The organism is Treponema sp. (assembly GCF_045641405.1).
GTDB lineage: Bacteria > Spirochaetota > Spirochaetia > Treponematales > Treponemataceae > Treponema_D.
The window spans coordinates 1-20,871 of record NZ_JAZUGX010000062.1; the positions used below are offsets into that span (position 1 = coordinate 1).

General features: G+C 42.5%; 20 protein-coding genes. 4 read left to right on the forward strand and 16 right to left on the reverse strand.

Going from position 1 to position 20,871, the window contains the following annotated elements; all coding sequences use genetic code 11:
- Nucleotides 1-710: 710 nt before the first annotated feature.
- Nucleotides 711-2,171 carry a chitobiase/beta-hexosaminidase C-terminal domain-containing protein gene (locus tag ACKI39_RS09330; protein ID WP_407399870.1) on the reverse strand — a complete coding sequence of 487 codons (1,461 nt, stop codon included), beginning with the start codon at nucleotides 2,169-2,171 and terminating at the stop codon, nucleotides 711-713.
- 16 nt (nucleotides 2,172-2,187) lie between these two features.
- On the reverse strand, nucleotides 2,188-2,862 hold the full coding sequence (locus ACKI39_RS09335) for a hypothetical protein (RefSeq protein ID WP_407399871.1): 675 nt from the start codon (nucleotides 2,860-2,862) through the stop codon (nucleotides 2,188-2,190).
- A 370-nt stretch (nucleotides 2,863-3,232) separates the two neighbouring features.
- On the opposite strand from ACKI39_RS09335, the gene ACKI39_RS09340 reads away from it, so the two are divergent.
- A complete protein-coding gene (locus ACKI39_RS09340) occupies nucleotides 3,233-4,561 on the forward strand; it encodes an MATE family efflux transporter (protein WP_407399872.1) in 1,329 nt (442 codons plus the stop codon).
- Between the two features lie 82 nt (nucleotides 4,562-4,643).
- Here the strand turns inward: ACKI39_RS09340 and cysK are convergent, their stop codons facing one another.
- Entirely contained in the window at nucleotides 4,644-5,579 is a 936-nt protein-coding gene (cysK, locus tag ACKI39_RS09345; RefSeq protein ID WP_407399874.1) for a cysteine synthase A, read from the reverse strand.
- Between the two features lie 198 nt (nucleotides 5,580-5,777).
- On the opposite strand from cysK, the gene ACKI39_RS09350 reads away from it, so the two are divergent.
- Complete coding sequence (locus ACKI39_RS09350; protein ID WP_407399876.1) at nucleotides 5,778-6,173, forward strand: RrF2 family transcriptional regulator; 396 nt, start codon at nucleotides 5,778-5,780, stop codon at nucleotides 6,171-6,173.
- Between the two features lie 20 nt (nucleotides 6,174-6,193).
- Here ACKI39_RS09350 and ACKI39_RS09355 read toward each other — a convergent pair whose 3' ends face one another.
- The 13 genes from ACKI39_RS09355 to ACKI39_RS09415 form a co-directional block, all read right to left on the reverse strand.
- On the reverse strand, nucleotides 6,194-7,369 hold the full coding sequence (locus ACKI39_RS09355) for a pyridoxal phosphate-dependent aminotransferase (protein WP_407399878.1): 1,176 nt from the start codon (nucleotides 7,367-7,369) through the stop codon (nucleotides 6,194-6,196).
- Between the two features lie 239 nt (nucleotides 7,370-7,608).
- Entirely contained in the window at nucleotides 7,609-8,982 is a 1,374-nt protein-coding gene (locus tag ACKI39_RS09360; RefSeq protein WP_407399880.1) for an FAD-binding oxidoreductase, read from the reverse strand.
- 102 nt (nucleotides 8,983-9,084) lie between these two features.
- A complete protein-coding gene (locus tag ACKI39_RS09365) occupies nucleotides 9,085-9,930 on the reverse strand; it encodes a MetQ/NlpA family ABC transporter substrate-binding protein (protein ID WP_407399882.1) in 846 nt (281 codons plus the stop codon).
- A gap of 313 nt (nucleotides 9,931-10,243) precedes the next feature.
- A complete protein-coding gene (locus tag ACKI39_RS09370) occupies nucleotides 10,244-11,089 on the reverse strand; it encodes an alpha/beta hydrolase family protein (protein WP_407399884.1) in 846 nt (281 codons plus the stop codon).
- An 18-nt stretch (nucleotides 11,090-11,107) separates the two neighbouring features.
- Nucleotides 11,108-12,070: an L-lactate dehydrogenase gene (locus ACKI39_RS09375; RefSeq protein ID WP_407399886.1), complete on the reverse strand. Its 963-nt coding sequence runs from the start codon at nucleotides 12,068-12,070 to the stop codon at nucleotides 11,108-11,110.
- Entirely contained in the window at nucleotides 12,067-12,747 is a 681-nt protein-coding gene (locus ACKI39_RS09380) for a methionine ABC transporter permease (protein WP_407399888.1), read from the reverse strand. The genes ACKI39_RS09375 and ACKI39_RS09380 overlap by 4 nt, the downstream gene beginning before the upstream one ends.
- Nucleotides 12,748-13,794, reverse strand: coding sequence for a methionine ABC transporter ATP-binding protein (locus tag ACKI39_RS09385; protein WP_407399890.1), 1,047 nt, complete (start codon nucleotides 13,792-13,794; stop codon nucleotides 12,748-12,750).
- A 96-nt stretch (nucleotides 13,795-13,890) separates the two neighbouring features.
- Complete coding sequence (locus ACKI39_RS09390) at nucleotides 13,891-14,670, reverse strand: SDR family NAD(P)-dependent oxidoreductase (protein WP_407399892.1); 780 nt, start codon at nucleotides 14,668-14,670, stop codon at nucleotides 13,891-13,893.
- Between the two features lie 20 nt (nucleotides 14,671-14,690).
- A complete protein-coding gene (locus ACKI39_RS09395; RefSeq protein ID WP_407399894.1) occupies nucleotides 14,691-15,443 on the reverse strand; it encodes an amino acid ABC transporter ATP-binding protein in 753 nt (250 codons plus the stop codon).
- 14 nt (nucleotides 15,444-15,457) lie between these two features.
- Nucleotides 15,458-16,186, reverse strand: a complete 729-nt coding sequence (locus tag ACKI39_RS09400; RefSeq protein ID WP_407399896.1) for an amino acid ABC transporter permease — start codon at nucleotides 16,184-16,186, stop codon at nucleotides 15,458-15,460.
- Complete coding sequence (locus tag ACKI39_RS09405) at nucleotides 16,183-16,884, reverse strand: amino acid ABC transporter permease (RefSeq protein WP_318689898.1); 702 nt, start codon at nucleotides 16,882-16,884, stop codon at nucleotides 16,183-16,185. Before ACKI39_RS09405 ends, ACKI39_RS09400 begins: the two co-directional genes overlap by 4 nt.
- 69 nt (nucleotides 16,885-16,953) lie before the next feature.
- Nucleotides 16,954-17,793 (reverse strand): transporter substrate-binding domain-containing protein, encoded by an 840-nt coding sequence (locus ACKI39_RS09410; RefSeq protein WP_318689899.1) that lies wholly within the window; start codon nucleotides 17,791-17,793, stop codon nucleotides 16,954-16,956.
- 47 nt (nucleotides 17,794-17,840) lie between these two features.
- Nucleotides 17,841-18,833, reverse strand: coding sequence for a uroporphyrinogen decarboxylase family protein (locus tag ACKI39_RS09415; protein ID WP_407399899.1), 993 nt, complete (start codon nucleotides 18,831-18,833; stop codon nucleotides 17,841-17,843).
- 227 nt (nucleotides 18,834-19,060) lie between these two features.
- Between ACKI39_RS09415 and ACKI39_RS09420 the strand changes: the two genes are divergently transcribed.
- Complete coding sequence (locus ACKI39_RS09420) at nucleotides 19,061-19,495, forward strand: RrF2 family transcriptional regulator (protein ID WP_318689901.1); 435 nt, start codon at nucleotides 19,061-19,063, stop codon at nucleotides 19,493-19,495.
- Between the two features lie 133 nt (nucleotides 19,496-19,628).
- Nucleotides 19,629-20,870 (forward strand): phenylacetate--CoA ligase family protein, encoded by a 1,242-nt coding sequence (locus tag ACKI39_RS09425; RefSeq protein ID WP_318689902.1) that lies wholly within the window; start codon nucleotides 19,629-19,631, stop codon nucleotides 20,868-20,870.
- Nucleotide 20,871 lies beyond the last annotated feature (1 nt).

The following is a 20,871-nucleotide window of genomic DNA, read 5'->3' on the forward strand; positions in this document are numbered from 1 at the left end:
TTTAATATACCACAACAGCCTTTTTCCGTCAAATAATCAATCTAATTGAAGTCTCTAAAAATTGCAATTTTTAGAGACAACTTTAAAAATGCGATGTTTAAAGCCTTGCAATTTCAAGGCTTTAAACTCGGCAGGCAGCTCTGAGCTGCCCTAATTTTCTGACTTTTCTTCTGTATATAAAAAAAGGCTGTATCCGGAAATTGTATTGCTATAGGATATGTGGTGGTTGAGGCTCTCGAAACTACCACATATTTTGTGGATATTGCTTGATTTCGACAGGCTCAATCGGCGCAGCAACACTTTCTACGGACATAGCGTAAAAAAAAGCGTCAGCCTTAAGCGTTCGCGTGTCCTAGACACTGTATACTACCAGCACAAGGCTGACTTATAAATTTACACAGCGGTGGGTGCGCTTGTCGAAACCACGTCTTATGCAGGAAAAAGCTACAGCTAAATTAAAAACCGCAGAAAGTTTCAACTTTCGAGGATTTTTAATTCGTTCGCACACTTGCGAACAGTAAATCGCAAGTTTACGAAGTAAACTTGTAGTTAAACGAAACTACACATTTTGCAATTTCGTTTAAACCGGTTCTAACAAAAATACTGCGAGGATTACGGGAAACTCTCTGCCCCTGATTTTCATTGAGCTGGATTCGCACCTCCGCGACTGCGGAGGTGGTTAAATAATTTCCTTACAGACCTAGCCAACGTTAGTTGGCGTTGCGCACAACACGGAAGCCCAGGAAAGAGGACTGTTTGATCGGGTCGTCGTAGTAATGGTAAGACACGGCACATTCGTCCGAGCCGTTACTATAACTACCACCACGGTAGACGCGGCGGGAGCCCGACGCGTCGCCGCGAGGGTCTGTTGCTGCATCTGCAGAATAATTATCACTTGCCGGCCACCAGTCCCAGCACCATTCAAATACGTTTCCGCTCATATCATAAAGTTTATTAGCATTTTCACTCTTTTTCTTTACTTCATGAGTTTTATATCCTGCATATGAAGAATACCATGCATACTCAACAAGACTTGTTTCTGCATTGGTTCCGCTCCATGTAAGGGAATCAACTGTTGTGTCCCCTGCCCTTGCAGCATATTCCCATTCTGCTTCTGTTGGAAGGCGATAGCCGTTTACCGTCCAGTTGCATTCTACTGCATTCCATGTTGCATCGCTTGAAGTTGGAATTGTTCCCCATTCTGCTGGATCTGTTTTTCCGCTGATTGTGTAGCATGGTGTCAAACCTTCTTTAATAGAACGTTTGTTACAATATACGATTGCCATATACCAGCTTACCTGTTCTACAGGACGGTTTTCCTGAACTTCCCCTTCAGCAGCAGCTCTGGTTTTAAAATAACTTGGATTTGAACCTTCTCCCATTACTGCTTCATATTCTGCCTGTGTTACTTCGTGGTCACACATATAGAATGCTTTGCTGATTGTTACAGTATGAACTGGTTTGTTGTCATCATATCCCTGGTTGCTTCCCATCTGGAAGTCTCCTGCTGGAAGCAGAACAAAATCTGCTGCTGCAGCTGGAACTTTTATTGTATAGCTTGCACTTGCAACTGCACTGTCATTCATTCCGTCTTTTACAGCAATTGCCTTGATTGTTACAGCTTCTGTTACGCTGATTGCAGCTGTATACGCTGTGCTTGCTGTTGTTGGTGCAGAACTGTCTGTTGTGTAGTAAATCTTTGCACCTTCTGTTGTACAAGTAATTGTTACAGTTGTTCCGCTAACAACTTCACCAGATGCAATACTGAATGCTGGGGTTGCAACAGTTTCCTTGTTTGAAGCAGCTTTTATGGTATAACTTGCACTAGCAACTGCACTATCGTTCATTCCGTCTTTTACAGCAATTGCCTTAATTGTCACAGATTCTGTTATACTGATTGCAGCTGTGTACTCTGTGCTTGATGCTGTTGGTGCTGAGCCGTCTGTTGTGTAATAAATCTTTGCACCTTCTGTTGCACAAGTAATTGTTACACTTGTACCGCTTGCAACGTCACCTGATGCAACGCTGAATGCTGTGGTTGCAACATTTTCCTTGTTTGAAGCTGGTGGCAAAACAGGATCATCATTGCTGCCACTAGAACAGCCTAACATTCCCAATGCAAGAACTGCTGCAATTGCAACTCCTGCAACTCTTTTCAAAATACTTTTCATCATATTCCTCCGAATTTTATTTATTTTTTGCTTTTACAAATTCCGAACTATATTGAGCTGCTGCCGTTAACAATTTTATGGCATCACCTTCTGAGTCTTTTAGTATTCCAAAAACATCTTTTGCAATATCTTTCCAACTTTTTTGACTGATAAAAAAATCTTTCAATTTCTGATTTTCAAAATCCGCTTTATCACTCATTCTCTTCAATAATTTAGTTTCTTTTGACTCTGTTAAAAAATCTAAGATGGCAACTGCTTTTACTTTTATAATTTCCTTATTATGGCTTGTATCCGTGTAGTATCCCTTATTTTTCATTGCCTGAATGAAGTCTTCCCGAAGAACAGGATTCTCTTCCGCAAAGATAAAATAGTTATCTTCATAAGTAACACTATTTGACAACAGTTTGTTGAGAATCATTTCCGTAATCGAATTTTCATCCGCTTTTTTTCCAAATTTCACATTAGCATCAACCATATAGGAATTCAGACGGGTTGTATTTATGCCAAGATTGTAAGCCTTGTCACGATTATTACTTCCTTCAATAAGACCATTCTCATCCATAAGTGAAAAAATCAAACATTCCAAATCCCGTTTTGACATACTTCCAAATGGATATTTTGTAAATTCATTGAAAAATCCGTCAAAAAAATCCTGTTTGAAATTTTCTTTGCTACCATCTTTTATATTCATCTTTTCTCCTAAACAAAAAAAGGCACAGTCTTTCACGCAAATTTTTTTGCGTAAAAAACTGTGCCTTATTATTTAATAAATATAATTTTGCTGACGAAAGACTATTTACCCATGAGCAAATGAGCAAATGAGGAAATGAGGAAATGAGGAAATGAGGATATTCGTTGATAAAACTTTAGTCAACATGGGCCCATGATAACATGTTGCCAGTTATTTTTCTACTATTCGTTATGATAAAAAAAAAAAAACAAATTGACTCACGGCATATGTCAGGAAAACATGGTGAAATCGCTGCATATTTGAACTGCATTCTGTGTCAGACGATGTTTTGGTGAGAGATTTTTTTTCATATTTCGGATATAACTAATTCATGGAAAAGAACCTTACACAGGGTAGCGTGTTAAAAAACATACTTCTGTTCTCACTACCTTTTTTACTTTCTAATTTCTTACAAACCCTATACGGTATGGCAGACTTATTCATTGCAGGTCAATTCAACGGTGCACAGGTGATTTCAGCAGTTTCTATTGGAAGCCAGGTAATGCACATGCTTACAGTAATGATCACCGGGCTAGCAATGGGCGCTACGGTTTTGATCGGACAGGCTGTGGGAGCAAGAAACAAAGAACAGTCTTCCAAGGTCATTGGAAATACCATCACCCTTTTCATAATCTTTTCGGCGATTGCAACTTTTACTCTCCTGGCACTTTCTGTTCCAATAGCAAAAGCAATACGGACTCCACCAGAAAGCCTGCAGCAGACTGTTTCATATCTTCGGATCTGTTTTGTGGGCATTCCTTTCATCATTGCATACAATGTAATCGCTTCAATCTACCGCGGAATGGGCGACTCAAAAAGTCCAATGTATTTTGTGATGATCGCTTGTTCCATAAACATCATTCTGGATTTTGTCTTCATGGGCAATTTGAAAATGGGTTCCCAAGGGGCCGCCATTGCAACAGTAATCGCACAGGCAGTAAGTGTTGCATTCGGTCTGTTCAATATGTTCAAAAGCAAAAATGGCCTCACGCTTAAAAAAACTGATTTGAAAATCAGTTCAGAAATAATGAGTTCAATTCTAAAAATCGGAGTTCCAGTTTCATGCCAGGATGGATTCATTCAGATTTCCTTCATTGTAATCACTGCCATTGCAAACAGCCGTGGAGTAGAAGTTTCAGCCGCAGTTGGAATTGTTGAAAAAATAATCTGCTTCCTGTTCCTCATTCCATCGGCAATGCTTTCAACAATCAGTGCCATCGCAGCACAGAACATTGGTGCCGGGCTTAAGGACAGGGCAAGAAAAACATTGTGGGACGGAATCCTTATAGCTTCAGGCATGGGTCTGTTTTTTGCAGTCATATTCCAGTTCTTGTCTGGACCTACAGTTAAACTTTTTACTTCAGATGAGACAGTACAAATTCTTGGAACTCAGTACTTACGGGCTTATGTAACCGACTGTTTCTTTGCCGCAATCCATTTCTGCTTCAGCGGATATTTTTGTGCAATGGGAAAATCCATCATATCGTTCATGCACAATTCAATTTCAGTAATTTTCTTCCGTATTCCTGGTGCTTGGATTGCATCAAGATTCTGGCCTGAAACATTGACACCCATGGGACTTGCGGCGCCTATAGGATCTTTTGCTTCTGTCATCATCTGCGTACTTGTATACATCATCATAAGCAGAAGGAAAGATTAGAAGGTCAATAAAACAAAAAGGCTGCCCGCCGGATTTCTTTTCCAGTGGACAGCCTTTAATCTTTATATGAGGTTATATTATTCTAGTCTGCAAACAATGGTGTTGAAAGATATCTATCTCCAGAATCTGGAAGAAGAACTACGATTGTCTTTCCCTTGTTTTCAGGGCGTGAAGCAATGATAGTTGCGGCCTTGAGTGCGGCACCAGAAGAGATTCCAACGAGAACACCTTCCGTATGTGCAAAGCGTCTTCCTTCTACAAATGAATCATCATTTTCAATTGCAATTACTTCATCATACACCTTTGTATTCAAAGTATCTGGAACAAAGCCTGCACCGATTCCCTGGATCTTGTGTGGACCTGCAGTTCCCTTTGAAAGCACAGGGCTTGTGGCAGGTTCTACGGCAACAATCTTTACTCCAGGAATTTTTTCCTTAAGGTATTCGCCTGTTCCGCTGACAGTTCCGCCAGTTCCGACACCGGCAACAAAGAAATCAATTTTTCCATCAAGCTGCCTGTAAAGTTCAGGTCCTGTAGTCTTCTTATGGATCGCAGGGTTTGCAGGATTTACAAACTGGCCAAGGATCACGCTTCCAGGAATTTCATTCTTAAGTTCCTCAGCCTTTTCAATGGAACCCTTCATTCCCTTGGCACCTTCTGTAAGAACAATTTCTGCACCGTATGCCTTAAGAAGATTTCTGCGTTCAACGCTCATCGTGTCAGGCAAAGTAAGGATTGCCTTATATCCCTTTGCGGCTGCAACTGATGCAAGACCGATTCCAGTATTTCCGGATGTAGGCTCGATGATTGTTGCACCAGGCTTTAATATTCCCTTAGCCTCTGCGTCTTCGATCATTGAAAGGGCAACCCTGTCCTTTACAGATCCGGCCGGATTAAGGTATTCAAGCTTGGCGATGATCTTTACGCCTTCAATGCCTGCTGCCTTTGTATATCTTGAAATGTCTACCACCGGTGTTTCACCGATCAAATCCAATGCACTTGATTTTACTTCACTCATAATTTTTGCTCCTTTACTTAGTATACTTATTTGATTGCAGAAAATCCATTTTCAAGGTCTGCAATGACTTCAAACTGTTTATTCCTATCATTATACTAGGTTTTAATAGTTACAAGATATACCTACCTCCCCACTATGTCAATAGGATTTATTGATTTTTTTTCATTCTTTTCCTATACTCAGTTATAAGAGGTACCTATGATTTCAACAAAAGGAAGATATGCAATCAGACTGATGATCGACCTTGCGGAACAGAATTCCGACAAACCTGTTTCACTTGATTCAATTGCACAGAGGCAGAACATTTCCAAGAAGTATCTTGAAAGCATCGTAAAAATGCTCGTAACGGCAGGACTCGTAAAAGGCGTAAGTGGCAAAGGCGGCGGCTATTCATTGATCAGAAAGCCTGAAGAATACACCATCTATGAAATTCTCGTTGTCACAGAAGGAACCCTTTCCGTCGTTGCATGCCTTGATGATGGCGCTCCAAAATGCGACAGCGAATCAAAATGCAAAACCCTTCCGATGTGGAAGGATTTCAACAAGATGATTTTTGATTTTTTCAAGGGAAGAACAGTCAAAGACTTGATGTAGTCCTGACCATTCTTAAAGCACTAAATCTTCAGTTTCTTATTTATGTCCGCAAGGCGCTCGAGGGCAGCATTCAACGTTTCATCTTTTTTTGCAAAGTGAATCCTGAGGTAATCATTTACAGGCTCTTTGAAAAAGCTTGAACCTGGAACCATTCCGACTCCAACATCGCGTGCGAGGATTTCTCCAAATTCAAGGTCACTTTCAACACCAAGTTTTTTCATCTGCTGACTAAAGTCAATCATGATGTAATAGGCTCCCTCAGGAACATTGTGTACAAGACCGATGTCATCAAGTCCCTTTACCATCAGATCCCTAAGGTGGGTATACTTTGCCGTAAGTTCGTCGTAATAATCCTGACCGAATTTCAATCCTGTAACCATAGCCTCCTGAAGTGGAGCAGCAGCACCTACCGTCAAAAAGTCATGTACTTTCTTGATGCGTTCCGTGATTTCTGCAGGAGCAATTGTATATCCAAGGCGCCATCCGGTCAAAGAATAGGTCTTTGAAAGTGAACCGCACACAATGGTTCGCTCACGCATTCCGGGAAGTGAAGCCATGTACACCATTTTGTGTGGTGCGTAGATTATATGCTCATAAACTTCGTCCGTCACAATGTATGCATCATATTTCTTTGCAAGATCGGCAATGACAGTCATCTCTTCAAGGGTAAATACTTTTCCGCAAGGGTTTGACGGATTGCAAAGAATAAGAGCTTTGGCACCTGCCTTGAATGCATCTTCAATCAAGTTTGCATCAAAAGTATAGCTTGGAGGAACAAGAGGAATATAGATAGGTTCCGCTCCGCTTAAAATCGTATCTGCACCATAGTTTTCATAGAAGGGACTGAAGATTGCAACCTTGTCGCCAGGATTGCATATTGTCATCATGGCAGCCATCATTGCTTCCGTTCCACCGCAGGTTACAACGATTTCTTCGTTTGGATTGATGTTCAGCCCCATGAGTTTTGACTGCTTTTCTGCAAGTGCCTCACGGAAATTCTGGGCACCCCATGTAAGCGAATACTGATGGAAGTTTTCTTTTGTTACTTCCGCAAGACGGTCAAGAATCGGTCTTGGCGGTTCAAAATCAGGAAATCCCTGGCTTAAGTTTACGGCACCATACTGATTTGAGATGCGGGTCATTCTGCGGATTACACTGTCGGTGAAAGTTGCTGTTCTGTGTGATAATGGTTTCATTTTCTTTTTCCTGCCAATAGTCTTTTCATTTCAAGAATATCCACTCACGGATAAAACATATATCATTATAAAAATACTGCCAGTCAGTCCGTTCCTGCCAAAACCGCTAGCTAGCGTCGCTACACGCGCAGGCCGGCAAGGAAACTATTGTTCCGCCCTGCGAGTGTTTTTGTCAGTCTCTGCCTTCCTTCCCGTATTTTTATAAAAACATTTGCTGTCCGTAAAGGGAAACTTTCGCTTCATTTCGTATAGCTGATACCTTGGTTTAAAATCCTTTTGGGATCAAAGGCATTCTTTATGCTGTTCATAAGGGCCACGTTTGCGGCGGGAATTTCACTGAAGAAGAAGTCCCTTTTGCTTACCCCGATTCCGTGCTCGCCGCTTATGAGTCCACCAAGATTGTGCGCCTTTGCATAAAGTTTTTCAAGATTTGCGTGAAGTTCCTTTTCCCAGGTTTCTTCATCACGGTCGCCGCGAACAACACAAAGGTGAACGTTTCCGTCTCCTGCATGGCCAAAACTTATCATCTGCATTTTGCTTTCAGACTCAAGTTCATTGACATAGTTGACGAACCTATCTATCTGATTGATCGGAACAACAATGTCCAAAGGTTCCTGCTCGCTTGTTGCTTCAACGGCTTTCACAAGGCAGCCCCTGATTTTCCATACATTGGCACTAAGTTCCGGATCATCAAGAACAATGACCTTGCCTGAAACATCTTTTACAGTCTCCTTAAGCAGAGCAATATTGTTTTCAATCTCATCCTTTGCACCATCAAAAGTCAAAAGAAGATAGGCTTCACTTTCCCTGTCCGGAAATTCCAGGCCAAGGAATTTTTCACCAAGGGCAACAACCTTTCTTTCGATGAACTCAACTGCCGTAGGATTAAGGTTTTTCTTAAGGATAACCGGAACAGCTTCTATTCCTGACTTGAGCGAACCAAAGCAGATCAAAAGGGATTTTGAAAACTCAGGTTTGCCGATCAGTTTCAAAAGGCATTTGGTGATTACTGCCAGTGTTCCTTCGCTGCCAACCACCATGTTCTTGATGTCGAGTCCAGTTGTATCCTTGCGGTTCTTTGATCCAGTCCAGACAACCGTTCCGTCGGCAAGAACAAGTTCAAGGCCCATTACATAATCCCTTGTAACACCGTACTTTACGGCGCGCATTCCGCCTGCGTTGGTGCTGATGTTTCCACCGATGGATGCAAGTTTTTCACCCGGATCAGGAGGATAGAAAAGTCCAAGGCTTTCAACATGCTTCTGAAAGTCCTGAAGAATTACTCCAGGTTCCACAGTTGCGGTAAAGTTTTCAGCGTCAACTTCAAGTATGCGGTTCATGAGGGAAAGGTCAAGGATGATTGCTCCATTGTGCGGAACGGTAGAACCGACAAGGTTGGTACCGGCACCTCTTGGCGTTACCGGAATATCATTTTCATTGGCAAACTTAAGGACGGCGCTGACTTCTTCCGTGGACCTTGCAAAAACAAGGGCACTGGCGGAACCTTTTTTTCGTCCCAAAGTATCCGAAAGATATTTGTGTTCAATTCCATCACCATAGATGACGCGATCATCATCACCAATAATTTTTGAAAGTTCTTTTATGTCGTACATGTGATTTTCCCAAACAGACGACTGCAAGAAACTGCAGGTCCATATGCAAAAACTGGCATCCAGAAGATGCCAGCAATTTATTTAAGAATATTGATTGTCCGTTTATTTATACTGTTCAAGCTCATCAATTCCCCAGCCGGTCTTGATGTAGTATCCGCTGAACTTGTTGTTGTAAACGTCTTCCGTTGCTGCCGACTGGTAAGCTTTTACAATCTTGTCATACACGGCAACCTTTTCCTTATCCTTCAGGTCAGCAGTGCGTGCGGCAATAAGGTTCCAGTATTCCTTGTCTTCCAGAGTGTCCTTTACGATTGCTGTCTTAGGATCGATGTTGAAATCAAGGGCATAGTTTCCGTTGATGGCAGCTGCAGTAACATCATTCAAAGCGGAAGGAATTGTATTTGCTGCAAGTTCCTTAATCACAATGTTTTTTGGATTTCCAACAATATCATTTACAGTAGGATTGAAGCCTGCATCTTCCTTCAATGTGATGAGTCCTGCAGATTCAAGAACCTTGATTGCGCGTCCACCATTTGTAACATCGTTTGGAATTGCAACAACGTCACCATCCTTAAGTTCGTCAATTGATTTTATCTTGTTTGAATAAACGTTAAGCGGTGTAAGGAATGTATTTCCAATAAGGCTGATGTCATATCCCTTGTTCTTGATTTCAGTTGCAAAGAAAATGCGGTGCTGGAATCCGTTCAAATCGATTTCACCGTTGGCAAGTGCATTGTTTGGTGTTACATAATCTGTGAACTGAACGATCTTAAGGTTGATTCCCTGTTCCTTTAGAGCCTTCTGTGCAGGTTCCCACAAGTCTTCATAGACTGATCCAGTTACGCCAAGTTTAACTACGACTTCAGAAGATTTTCCCGAAGACTTATTGCAAGATACAAAACCGAAAACTGCAGCTGCAGCAAGAATTGATGTGATTATTTTTTTCATGATGGTAATTTCCTTTTATGTGTATTTTGAAGGGGGAAGTCTCCCCCTCGCTTCAGCCAGCTACGCTGTCTTCCGCTACCCTCTCTGCGGTGTTTACCGGGCCTGCCAAACTGCAGACCCAAATTCAAAACACCTGGTGACATTGCATTAGAAGAATACACAGAGGCGCATGACTCCATTTCGGAAATTTTCACGCACTAATTTTTCAAAATAGAACTTCATTTCATGCACCTCCTTCAGGTATTACCTAGCAAACTAATAGGAATTAAAGCTAAGTCAGTTATACTTTTTAACTCCTATTTAGTCAATAGGTTTATAAATTATTTCTGCGATTTTTTATGAACCGGCCGATGTCCCTGATTACTGAAATCCTGCGGCCAAGCAATCCGTGTTCCGTCGGATATTCCACAAGCTTCTGGACTGCCTTTGTTTCATGGGCTTTCAACCTGTTCCACAAGGGACCTATCATCCTGTCATTGATTGAAACCGAATCATACTTAGCGGCAAAAATCAGAATGTTTTTATCCTTTACACCGTCAAAGGCATTTTCAAAACGCAGCTCATCCTGATTGGAAAGTATGTCTTCATAGATGGCATCCGTTCCGTCTGAATTCAAAATCTTTCCTTCATTCAGCAAAGCTTCAAGATAGGCTTCCTTTCCTTCCGGCAAAAGACAGGTCGGATCGTATGGTGCAAGCATGATGATTCCACGGAGCCATGACAGTTTCTTTCCCGCATTCAGGGCAGAATTTCCGCCCATACTGTGTCCCAGAAGAAAAATGCTGTCCGGGTCAACGTTGTAGTTTTCCGTGAACTCCTTTGAATGGGCATATTCCGCAAGATTGCATGCATCTTCCACACAATGGGTTACAAGATATTTTCCCTGGCTTCCCCAGGCACCGCGGTGATGTGGAACAAGAACGACACAACCTGCACGGCAAAGGGCATGGGAAATGTCGTCATTGCGTGCAGATCCAGGATAACCGTGAAGCATGATCACACATGGATGTGGCTTTGGAAAATCCTGAGACGGCCACATGATCTCTCCGTAAATGTGGCTGCCGTTGCTTACAAAATCAAGGCTCGTATAATCAGGAAGAATGCCTTTCTTCAAGCTGTGCGGATCTTTGAAAAGATATCTTAATTTCAACGAAGACATGCTCCCTCCTTTTTTTATCTACAGGCTCAATGCTTTTTTGTAGTTTGCAGTCATTGTCTCACAGCTGGCAGCAAACTTCTTAAGTTCTTCTTCCGTCAAATCAAGCTCAATTACTTCTGCGATTCCCTTATTGTTAAGACGGCATGGAACGGAAGCATAGACATCTTTCTGTCCGTACTGGCCGTTAAGCAAAGTTGAAACCGGAAGAATGCGGTCTTCATCGCCATAGACAGCCTGAACCACCTGAGCAATGCTTGCGCCGATTCCGAATTCAGTGCTTCCCTTTCCGCCAAGAATTATCCAGCCTGCGCCTTTTCCTTTGGCTGCAATTCCTTCAAGGTCAAGATTTCCAAACCTTTCACTCTGATCCTTCATCAGCTTGAGAAGTGATTTTCCCGCAACAGATACGGTGCTCCACGGAACCATCTGGCTTTCTCCGTGCTCTCCAAGGGCATAGGCAACGATTGATTTCTGATCATATCCCGTTGCTTCGCTGATTGCACGGCGGAGTCTTGCGCTGTCCAGTGTTGTTGAAGTTGAAAAAATGCGCTGAGGATCCCAACCAAGTTTTTCCTGCAGGTAGTGGGTAACAACATCGGCAGGATTTGAAATGTTTACGATGATACCGTTGAATCCGCTTGCCTTTATCTGCGGAATAATATCCTTTAGTATTGCTACTGTGGCACCAAGGGTCTGCTGCCTGTCAGTCTGACCTGCAGCCATATCAGGAAGAGGACCTGCGGCAATGACGAGGATGTCAGCATCTTTTATGTCGTTGTAGTTTCCGGCATATACATTGACATGTTTTGTAAGGTAGGTTGACGAATCATAGAGGTCAAGGGCCTGTGCTTCAGCCTTCTTCTGATCCACATCAATATAAACAATTTCTTCTACAAGCCCCTGGCTTATCAAGGCGTATCCTGCATGACTTCCAACGTGACCTGCACCGATGATTCCGATTTTTCTTCTGTTCAAACTCATTTTTTTGCTCCTTTTACAATTTTATTTCCGCCCCACTGAATGAGGTTCACACAAATTACAAGTACTACAATTGTCACCCAAGTAACATCAAGCTGGTTCCTGTCGTGACCGTACATGATGGCATAGTTTCCAAGACCACCCGCACCGACAGCCCCTGCCATGGCAGTAAGACCAATAAGGCTAACAGTTGTAATCATGGTGCCTCTGACGATTGGACCTACACTTTCCTTAAGATACACCCTGAAGATGATATCCACCGGAGAAAGGCCCATGCTCAATGCGGCTTCCACAAGTCCACCATCCACTTCAGCAAGGGCAGCTTCTATCTGGCGGCTAAAGAAAGGCACCGTTCCAAATACCAGAGGAACAATGGCACCCTTGACCCCGATGGCAGTTCCCATTATCAAACGGCTCAATGGCATTACACCTGTAAGCAGAATGATGAATGGCACGGAACGGAACAGGTTTATCGCCTTGTCCAAAAACTGAAAGACAACTTTGTTTTCAAGAACTCCGTCTTTTTTTGTAACCGTAAGGATAATTCCAAAAACAATTCCGATGGCAAAACTTATGGCACCAGACCACAAGGTCATTACAAAAGTTTCAAGAAGGCCATTAAAAAACCTTTCAGGATGAGATGTTACATTAGGTATGATTTTCTGTATGATTTCCAACATTTAGTTTGCCTCCTTTAAAACTTCAACTCCAACGTTTTCTCCCCTGATGTGTTCCAGGGCACGGTCAATTGCTTCCGGCTGACCGCTTATGATTGCAACTGTTCCGCCTATAGGAGCATCCTGAACGATTTCAATTTCCGCAAAGATGATGTTCATGGTTATGTCGTAGATTCTAGAAGTTGCGGAAATCAAAGGCTCGCTGACATTTTTCTGAATGTAGGTAAAACGCACCAGCCTTTCGCCTTTTTCCAGATGAACCACAGGACTGTCTTCCTTTATCAGGTCTTCGATTTTTGTAAGGCTTGAAGTTGATCTGATGAACCGCCTTGTAACTTCATTCTGAGGATTTGCAAAGATACTGAAAACTTCACCCTGCTCAACAATTTTGCCATGCTCCATTACGGCAACATGATCACAAATTGATTTTATGACTTCCATCTGATGGGTAATTATGACGATGGTAAGACCAAGCTGCTTGTTGAGTTTTTTCAAAAGAGAAAGAATTGCCTTTGTTGTCGTAGGATCAAGAGCAGAAGTTGCTTCGTCACACAAAAGGATGTCCGGATCATTTGCAAGGGCACGGGCAATGGCAACACGCTGCTTCTGACCGCCGCTTAGCTGGGATGGATAATTTTTTTCCTTGTCGCCAATTTCAACAAGATCAAGAAGTTCGTGAACTTTTTCTGAAATCTGTGTTTTTGAAAGTCCCGAACCTTTCAAAGGGAAAGCAACATTGTCAAAGACTGTACGGCTTGGCATAAGGTTAAAGTGCTGAAAGATCATTCCAATCTTCTTGCGCTCTTCCCTAAGTTCCTTTGCGGAAAGGGCAAGGAAATCTTTTTCCTTTACAGTAACCGTTCCAGCTGTAGGACGCCCCAGCAGATTTATGGTTCTGACCAGTGTAGATTTTCCAGCGCCAGAAAAACCTATGATTCCGTAGATTTCACCTTTTCTGATGGAGACGGTTGCATCCTCTACGGCGTTAAATGTTTTTCCGTTTTGCTGGAACGTTTTGTAGATGTTCTTTAATTCAATTATGTTTTCCATACGCATATCCAATTTTAATTCCTACTAAGTTAGTAGGTTTAGATAATTGGATGATACGGCGATTAACCTACAAAGTCAATAGGTATTTGTATTTTTTTATATCTGCTCAAAAGATTCCCAGGCGTTAAGAACCTTTACATGGCCACCCGTAACCTCGATTTCCGAAGCGGTTATGTAGCTTGCCCCTGGGCTTGAAAGGAACACGACAGGCTTTGCGATTTCTTCAGGCTGTGCAAGGCGACCAAGAATATTGTTTCTAAGAAGTTCATTTAGCTGATTCTGTGAAAATCCGCCCATGAGCAGAGGAGTTTCCGTGTACCCCGGAAGAACCGCATTGACGCGAATGTTATATGGAGCGTACTCGCTTGCAACAGTTCTTGTATATCCGTTGACCGTAGCCTTCATTGAGGCATAAATGTTTGAACGGATTGCAGTTGCCGCATGGGACGCAAGGGAAGAAATGTTGACTATGGCTCCACCATTTTCCTTCATGTATGGGAAAACGGCCTGACAGCCATAGACGCATGACTTGTAGCAGGTGGAAATAATATGATCGAGTTCATCTTCAGTATAGAACTTTCCACTGCGCTTTTTGTTTGTGCCGATGTTGTTTACCCAGGCATCTATTGAACCTGTAATGGATGCTGCCTTTTCCGCAAGAATGTTCATGTTCTCCTGAGAATTCCCATCAATGGCATATCCATAAACATTTCCAAATTCAGAAAGTTCACCAACAGCCTTTTTTACACCGTCTTCATTTCTTGCGGAAATTACCACGCTGGCACCTTCCTTAAGGAATTCCTTTGCTACGGCATAACCGATTCCCTTGCTTGCGCCTGTAACGACTGCAACTTTACCTTTGAATCCCAAATCCATAGAAACCTCCCGCCAGCAAATCAGATTACATAATCATCAACAGGAAGTACACGCTTGAGGAACTGCTTTGTACGGTCTTCCTTTGGATGAGAGAAGAAATCCCTTGGATTACCTTCCTCTACGATTACGCCCTTGTCCATGAAGATGACGTGGTTTGCAACATCCTGGGCAAAACTCATTTCATGAGTAACGACAATCATTGTTGTTCCTTCTTTTGCAAGCTTTCTCATTACTGAAAGAACTTCGTTGATGAGTTCCGGATCCAATGCGCTTGTAGGTTCGTCAAAAAGGATTACGTCAGGATTTACGGCAATGGCACGGGCAATCCCAACGCGCTGTTGCTGACCACCGGAAAGGCTTGCAGGATAGTAGTCGTACCTGTGGCTTAATCCAACCTTATCAAGAGCTTTCTTTGCAATTTCTTCTGCTTCCTTGACCGGAACCTTTCTTGCAATTACAAGACCTTCCATTACATTTTCCAAAGCCGTCTTGTTGTTGAACAGATTGTAGTTCTGAAAAACAAAGGCAGTCTTTTTTCTTATGTCGTTGATGGTTTTCTTTGATGCGGAATTCAATGAAGTCTTGATCTCATCAAATTCAAGTTCTCCGGAATCAGCAGTCTCAAGAAAATTTATACAGCGGAGCATTGTTGTCTTTCCGCTTCCTGATGGTCCAAGAACTGCAACAACATCTCCCTTATTTACAGTAATATCAACGCCCTTAAGCACTTCCGTCTTTCCGAATGATTTTTTTATTCCTGTTATCTTAAGCATTTTTCTTTCCCCCGTTAAAGCGCTTCAGCTTTTGAAGCCCTTGTTTTCTTTGTTCCCTTGAACTCAAATTTTTTCTCAGTGAACTTGAACAGAACCTGAACCACAGAGCAGACAATAAGATAAACCACAAAGATATCAAGATATGCCTCGATGTAGTTGTATCCGTATGCCGCCTCGATTTTTGCAACTGCCGTAATGTCCTTGACCGTCATCATGAAAGCAAGTGAAGTATTCTTTATGAGTCCCACAGTCAGGTTGCAGATGTTTGGCAGGGCGGAATTAAATGCCTGCGGAAACAGAATTCTTCTGAATGCCTGGAACTTTGTAAGACCGATGCTCAATGCCGCTTCCATCTGTCCCTTGTGAACCGTCTGAAGTGCCGAACGGAAAACTTCCGACAAAGTTGCCGTGGAATTCAAAGCAAACACGATGAAGGCATAGATGATGGGATTAAGCTCAAAAACATTGAAGCTGCTGCCCGTCTTCTGAATCACCACATTAAGCAGGCTTGGAATCAAACTGTAGATCACAAGAATCTGAAGGACCACAGGAGTTCCCCTTATGAAGGAAACATAGACTGCACCAAGCTGTGAAAGCACCTTTATTTTTTTGATTCTTACCAGAGCGATTATCAAAGCTGGAACCACCGCAAGAAGAAGTGAAACGACAGTGATTTCCAGAGTAACCGGTATTGCCCTTATGGACAGCCAGAATGTTTTTATCAAGAAATGAAAGTCTATCATTTTACTTCCCTCCCAACTGAAAATTTCTTCTCAAGGAATTTGAAAAGATTTTCAAGAATTATCGTAGTGATCCAATAGATCAGCGCAAGGGCAACATATGTCTCTATGGCATAGGCTCCCATGTTTCTTGAAATCAAAAGGTTTCCGGCGCCCATGACGTCTATAAGTCCGATTGTATATGCAAGTGACCCTTCCTTAAGAAGCGACACAAGGCTGTTTCCAAGATTAGGCAGGGCAACTACAAAGGCCTGTGGAAAAACGATTCTCCTGATTGCCTGGAATTCAGTCAGTCCTACGCTTACTGCCGCTTCATACTGTCCCTTGCCAACTGCAAGATAGGCGGAACGAATCACTTCACTCAGGGATGCGGCATACAAAAGTGAAAGTGCAACGATTACAAAAAAAGCCTTTGGCCAGAAGTTCAGGTCAATTCCAAAAGCAAGGAAGAGTCTTGGAAGACCGTAGAACACGATAAAAAGCAGTACGATTGAAGGCGTACAGCGCAAGGCACCAACATAGCCTGAGGCAATCTTTACGGCAACCTTGTTTTTGCTGAGCCTTCCCTTCACGATGAGAATGGAAAGAAGCAATGCAATCACAATGGTTCCGAGTACAATGCCGAAGGTCATTCCCAAAAACGGTAGGAGTTTTTTGAATGCCGTTAGAATATAAGATGGATAAAAAATTCTGCTTTCCATTTCATCAAATCCCTTTTTCTATTCAGTTAAAAAACAGACCCGCTGAATCCAGCAGGCCTGAAACCATTTTTAGTCAGTTATGAATGTGAACACATCCTCACCGAAGTACTTGTTTGAAAGTTCGCTGAGCTTTCCGTTTTCTTTAAGAATCTTGATTGCGCCGTCATAGGCATCAGCAAATTCCTGCTCACCCTTGTTGAACAATGGCCATGTTGGAATTCCCTTGTGTGGAACATAGGCAAGATCTTTTGCAAACTTGTGGTATGGTGCATCCTCATTCTTGATGTTGTTTTCATAGGCAAGCTTGATGTCAAAGAAGCCGTCGTATCTTCCTTCAAGAACCCAGCTGTAGGCATCGGAAAGAACGAATGATTCAGACGGAAGAAGCTTTACCTGATTGTCAGGATGCGCATTGTTGTATTCAACAACAACATTGTACTGGGCATTCTGAGGTGCGATTGGAACAAGCTTTCCACCGATTGAAGCGAAGGATTCAAGATCCTTGATTTTATCTTCATCAGCCTTTCTGAAAGTGATGCCGATGATGCTTGCACCGATAGGATTTTCAGGGAAGATGTACTTTGTCTTTCTTTCTTCCGTCTTCCATACTCCCTTTGTTCCTACCTGATACTTTCCAGTCTGAACGCCGATGAGAAGTTCATCATCAGAAACGCCGTGGAAAACAAATTCATACTGTGGAAGAAGTGCATCAATTTCCCTAAGGACTGCAACTTCAAAGCCGTCTGAATTTCCTTTTTCATCAACAAAGTCATAAGGCACATAGTAGTTTGTATGTGCAACCTGAATCTTTCTTGCCCCGGAAGATTTCTTTCCTGAGCATGAAGCAAACAATGCCAATGCTGCTACGGCAACCAAACCAAATACAATATTTTCAGCAATCTTTTTCATAATTATTCTCCTTAAAAAAGTTTTATTTACTCTCTCCGTCCTGCAATTTATTCTGCCGCTTCACGAACCCATTCAAGATGGTCAAGAGAAACGTCCCTTGGAACAGTACAGTCAGCACCAAGAATTACACCAGTTCTGCCTGCTTCTGCGATAAGCTTCTTTGCTTCCGCCTGAATATCTTCCTTTGTTCCCTTGTAGAGCAGGTCGTTTACAGTGTTGCCGAAACCGCCGATAACTGCCTTGCCTTCAAAAATCTTCTTTCCTTCTGAAAGAGGTACCTTCTCAACAACTGCGGCCCAGTTGACTGCCTTTGCCGGATAATCCTTGAACCATTCAAGCTTGTTGCGACTGCCTTCGTATCCGCAGACATGAAGAATGTTGTATTCGCTTTCTGCCTTTGCAGCCTCAAGGATCTTCTTTTCTGCAGGGGCAATAACCTTCTTGTAAAGGTCTTCTCCAATTCTCCAATCCTGAATTGACTGAACACTCAAGTAAATACCTGTAGCACCGCCTTCCTTTATTACGCTTCTTGCAACCTTCGCAATGTCATCAGCAATCACATTGAGTCCTGCGGCAACAGCTTCAGGATCTTCCTTGATGAAATCCGCAAACTTCTTGTCAGCACCATAGAACCCAAAGGCAATCTTAATTGTCGTTGATGGAGCAAAAAGATTGTAGAAAGTTGCAACATCTTCAGGCAAAAGTGAAATCTGCTTTTTAACAAGCTCCACATTTTTCTTGAACCATTCGTGATTTGGATCAAGTGGCTTTATGTTTGCAAAATCCTTTGCCGAATTTAGGTTCTTCAATGCCTCATTCGGATAGTTGAAAAGACCGTCGCTCATGAGCTTTACAAAATCAGGTTTGAAAGAATTGACGAATTTTTCGTGTCCCTTAATGTTTGCCTCAATTACGCTTGGATCAGCAAGGCCATCTGCCATCTCATCCTTTGCAAAGTGGAACCAGAATCCAACAGGAACCCTTTCTGTTGTTTTGTTATCGAATGTATCCAATACAAGCTGTTTCTTGCTTACTGCCATTTTAATTTCCTCCAGAAATAAATCGTTTTAATTTAATGCGCTTTAATTCCTACCTCTTTGGTAGGAGTATGATTGCAATATACTTTCATATTCCTACTATGTCAATAGGTTTTAAGAAAATAATTAAAATTTATTCCTAGTGACATAGTAGGTGAATATTGATATACTACCCTTGATTATACTCCTATTAACTTAATAGGTTTTAATTCATCACAGGGAGGCTTTCAATGCTAAAAATATCAACGAAAGGTCAGTACGGACTGCTGCTCATGACAACACTGGCAAAGACTGCGGAATCAAATCCTGAAGCATATACGCCGCTAAAATCCCTTGCCCACAGCCACAACATTTCCGCAAAATACGCAGAACAGATAGTAAACCTGCTCAAGAAAAATGAACTTCTCGATGTCCTTAGGGGAAATTCCGGCGGCTACAAGCTGAACAGATCCGCAAAAGAATATACGGCTGGAGAAATCTTAAGGGCAATGGAAGGCGACCTGAATCCAAAAGGAGACCTTCCCTGTCACCCCGTAACAAATTCCGGCAACATAGATTTCTGGAAAGGATTCGAACAGTCAATCAATTCGTATGTAGATGGAATAACACTGGAGCAAATTGTCCAGCGAAGCAAGGCTGACGATTCCTACATCTATGTAATCTGACAGCTTTCTACCCCCAAAACACTGGGACTATAGTTCCGTCCGATTCAGGATGCAACCTCATTTTCAATTGATTTTTTTATATCCTCTGTTATACTTGTTTCTATAACAAGAAACATTATAAAGGGATATATTTATGAAACTTACACAGAAACAGATTGAACTTGTAGACGCACAGGTAAAACGCCTCATCGCAGGCGACAGCTACTACGGAAAACTCTACCGCGAAAAAGGAATCACTGGAGTTGCAAGCCAGGAAGATTTTGAAAAGCTTCCTTTCAGCTCAAAGGATGACCTTAGAAACGCATATCCCCTTGGAATTCAAGCTGTTCCTGATGAAGATGTAGTCCGCATCCATTCATCAAGCGGAACAACAGGAAAACCTGTAATCATTCCATACACAAAAAAAGACGTTGACGACTGGGCAATCCAGTTTGCACGCTGCTACGAGATGGCAGGAATAACAAAGAAGGACCGCATCCAGATCACTCCTGGCTACGGACTTTGGACAGCAGGAATCGGTTTCCAGGCAGGCTGTGAAAAACTCGGTGCCATGGCAGTTCCAATGGGACCTGGAAATACAGAAAAACAGCTCCAGATGATGCAGGACCTTCAGTCTACAGTAATCTGCGCAACATCAAGCTATGCCCTTTTGCTTTCGGAAGAAATCACAAAGCGAGGACTCAAGGACAAGGTTGCATTGAAAAAAGGAGTCATCGGAAGCGAACGCTGGTCTGACAAAATGCGCAAGAGCATTCAGGACGGACTTGGAATCGAACTCTACGACATCTACGGCCTTACAGAAATCTACGGACCTGGAATCGGAATCAACTGTCAGAAAGAAAAATACATCCACTACTGGGACGACTACCTTTTCATCGAAATCATCAATCCAGAAACAGGAAAACCTGTAGAAGACGGAGAAGAAGGTGAAATTGTAATCACGACTTTAGTAAAGGAAGGGGCTCCACTCCTCAGGTTCCGCACACACGACCTTTCAAGAATCATTCCTGAAAAATGTTCCTGCGGATCATGCTACCCTCGTCTGGACATCATCAAGGGACGAAGCGACGACATGTTCAAGGTACACGGCGTAAACATGTTCCCTGCACAGGTTGAAGAAGTCCTCCACCAGATCGACGGCGCAACAAGTGAATACTCAATCGCCATCGGACACGACGACGAAAACAACAAGGACGTAATGGTTCTTACGGTTGAAGTCGAAGGCCGCGTAAACTTTGAGGAGACAGGCAAGGCAATAGCAAACCTCTTCAAATCAAAGATCGGCGTAAACCCAAAGGTTGCAGTTGTTCCTGTTGGAACTTTGCCAAGAAGCGAAAAAAAGACAAAACGCGTCTTTGACCACAGAGAATCATAAT

Excerpts from the sequence above, each read along its gene's own strand:
- ACKI39_RS09330 (WP_407399870.1), bottom strand. The coding sequence starts at position 2,171 with ATGAAAAGTATTTTGAAAAGAGTTGCAGGAGTTGCAATTGCAGCAGTT.
- ACKI39_RS09335 (WP_407399871.1), bottom strand. The coding sequence starts at position 2,862 with ATGAATATAAAAGATGGTAGCAAAGAAAATTTCAAACAGGATTTTTTT.
- ACKI39_RS09340 (WP_407399872.1), top strand. The coding sequence starts at position 3,233 with ATGGAAAAGAACCTTACACAGGGTAGCGTGTTAAAAAACATACTTCTG.
- cysK (WP_407399874.1), bottom strand. The coding sequence starts at position 5,579 with ATGAGTGAAGTAAAATCAAGTGCATTGGATTTGATCGGTGAAACACCG.
- ACKI39_RS09350 (WP_407399876.1), top strand. The coding sequence starts at position 5,778 with ATGATTTCAACAAAAGGAAGATATGCAATCAGACTGATGATCGACCTT.
- ACKI39_RS09355 (WP_407399878.1), bottom strand. The coding sequence starts at position 7,369 with ATGAAACCATTATCACACAGAACAGCAACTTTCACCGACAGTGTAATC.
- ACKI39_RS09360 (WP_407399880.1), bottom strand. The coding sequence starts at position 8,982 with ATGTACGACATAAAAGAACTTTCAAAAATTATTGGTGATGATGATCGC.
- ACKI39_RS09365 (WP_407399882.1), bottom strand. The coding sequence starts at position 9,930 with ATGAAAAAAATAATCACATCAATTCTTGCTGCAGCTGCAGTTTTCGGT.
- ACKI39_RS09370 (WP_407399884.1), bottom strand. The coding sequence starts at position 11,089 with ATGTCTTCGTTGAAATTAAGATATCTTTTCAAAGATCCGCACAGCTTG.
- ACKI39_RS09375 (WP_407399886.1), bottom strand. The coding sequence starts at position 12,070 with ATGAGTTTGAACAGAAGAAAAATCGGAATCATCGGTGCAGGTCACGTT.
- ACKI39_RS09380 (WP_407399888.1), bottom strand. The coding sequence starts at position 12,747 with ATGTTGGAAATCATACAGAAAATCATACCTAATGTAACATCTCATCCT.
- ACKI39_RS09385 (WP_407399890.1), bottom strand. The coding sequence starts at position 13,794 with ATGGAAAACATAATTGAATTAAAGAACATCTACAAAACGTTCCAGCAA.
- ACKI39_RS09390 (WP_407399892.1), bottom strand. The coding sequence starts at position 14,670 with ATGGATTTGGGATTCAAAGGTAAAGTTGCAGTCGTTACAGGCGCAAGC.
- ACKI39_RS09395 (WP_407399894.1), bottom strand. The coding sequence starts at position 15,443 with ATGCTTAAGATAACAGGAATAAAAAAATCATTCGGAAAGACGGAAGTG.
- ACKI39_RS09400 (WP_407399896.1), bottom strand. The coding sequence starts at position 16,186 with ATGATAGACTTTCATTTCTTGATAAAAACATTCTGGCTGTCCATAAGG.
- ACKI39_RS09405 (WP_318689898.1), bottom strand. The coding sequence starts at position 16,884 with ATGGAAAGCAGAATTTTTTATCCATCTTATATTCTAACGGCATTCAAA.
- ACKI39_RS09410 (WP_318689899.1), bottom strand. The coding sequence starts at position 17,793 with ATGAAAAAGATTGCTGAAAATATTGTATTTGGTTTGGTTGCCGTAGCA.
- ACKI39_RS09415 (WP_407399899.1), bottom strand. The coding sequence starts at position 18,833 with ATGGCAGTAAGCAAGAAACAGCTTGTATTGGATACATTCGATAACAAA.
- ACKI39_RS09420 (WP_318689901.1), top strand. The coding sequence starts at position 19,061 with ATGCTAAAAATATCAACGAAAGGTCAGTACGGACTGCTGCTCATGACA.
- ACKI39_RS09425 (WP_318689902.1), top strand. The coding sequence starts at position 19,629 with ATGAAACTTACACAGAAACAGATTGAACTTGTAGACGCACAGGTAAAA.